Origin of the sequence: Selenomonas sp. oral taxon 149 str. 67H29BP (genome assembly GCF_000146365.1) — a bacterium.
In the GTDB taxonomy this organism is placed as follows: Bacteria; Bacillota; Negativicutes; order Selenomonadales; family Selenomonadaceae; genus Centipeda; species Centipeda felix.
The window spans coordinates 1-1,369 of sequence record NZ_GL397089.1 but is presented as its reverse complement, the minus strand read 5'-3'; the positions used below and the strand labels follow the sequence as shown (position 1 = coordinate 1,369).

The 1,369-nt window shown below is 48.1% G+C and carries 2 protein-coding genes; both read right to left on the bottom strand.

The window, feature by feature from the left end; translation table 11 throughout:
• Positions 1 to 48: 48 nt before the first annotated feature.
• Positions 49 to 957 carry an IS3 family transposase gene (locus HMPREF9166_RS11595; RefSeq protein ID WP_006696189.1) on the bottom strand — a complete coding sequence of 303 codons (909 nt, stop codon included), beginning with the start codon at positions 955 to 957 and terminating at the stop codon, positions 49 to 51.
• Entirely contained in the window at positions 954 to 1,292 is a 339-nt protein-coding gene (locus tag HMPREF9166_RS11590) for a transposase (protein WP_006696190.1), read from the bottom strand. Before HMPREF9166_RS11590 ends, HMPREF9166_RS11595 begins: the two co-directional genes overlap by 4 nt.
• Between the last annotated feature and the right edge of the window lie 77 nt (positions 1,293 to 1,369).

The following is a 1,369-nucleotide window of genomic DNA, read 5'->3' as shown; positions in this document are numbered from 1 at the left end:
TGATATTGTCAAGAACAGTTGACAAATTTCTCACAAGGGAATGAACGCTTAAGTAGCTGCGGCAATAGAGTCATAGAACTGACGCCGCTTCACCATCGGAGGAAGCCCCCCGTTTGTTGAACAAATCCGACGGTTGTTCCAATAGCTCATGAAGTATCGCCAAACCAGTACCTTCAACTCTTCGATTGTCATCTTCTTTGTGTCATAGCGTCCATAGAGCAGCTCGGACTTCATGCGCGCCCACATACTCTCACAGCGCGCATTGTCATGACAGCGTCCACCGGCACTGTTCATGCTTTGACGAATCCCATAGGTATGAATTGCCTCCCGATACAGCTGACTCGTATACTGGCTGCCGCGATCCGAGTGCAGGATTGCTCCCCTGAGCTTTGGGTAGGAGAGCATAGCGTTATCCAGCATCCTTACGCATAGAGAAGCCTTCATGTTCGTGTCCATAGACAGTCCGAGCACGCTGGCATCATAACAGTCAAAGAGTGCTGAAATGTAGAGTTTTCCGTCATACGCCGGAATCTTTGTCATGTCAGTGACACACTTGGAAAGAGGTGTGTCGGCAGTAAAATCGCGCCCCATGAGATCCTCTGACATCTGTGCCTTATGATCTGTTTTGGTGATACCGTTCGGTCTATGATTGGGGCGATGACTTAAGCCAATCTCTTCCATAACACGGTAAACAGTTCGTTCACTCGGAATACGGACGCCTTCCGGCTGTTTGATCTTGAGTGCCTGATACATGCGGATTCTTCCGTAGGTGTCGTTGCATTCGTCCTCTGCATGAATCTGCATCATGGCGTCGGCAAGTTCCTGATATTTCCATGGGCGGTCTTTGCTCGTCAAATACTGATAAAATCCCTGTCTCGTGACATGGAGCATCTTGCAGCAGAAGCTGATATTTCCTTTGAGGGCGCCATCTGAGGTCTTGAACGCAATCAACTTCATGCGTTCGTTTTTGTTGACTTCAGACGGCTCGCGGCGAAAAAAGCGCTTGCTTCCTCCAGAAAGTCATTCTCTTTCTTTAGCCGTCGAATTTCCTTCTCCTGTGCTTTGAGTTGTGCACGAAGCTGTACGAGTTCCTCGTGCAGACTTAGGGCACTCTGCGGTGTTTGCGTGCCACACCCAAGATCCAAATATCCAAGCCGATGAGCACGCATCCATGTATACATTGTGTTCTTGGAAATTCCCAGCTCTTTGGCGGCTTTCGCCTGACCGATTTCCTGCGCCAGCTTGATTGCCTGCACCTTAAATTCGTGATCGTATTGTCTGTTTGTTGCCATTTTGATCTCTCCTTCTCCTCTTTGACTTTATCTAAAATCCTTGCAGAGAAGTTGTCAACTTTATTTATACAACATCA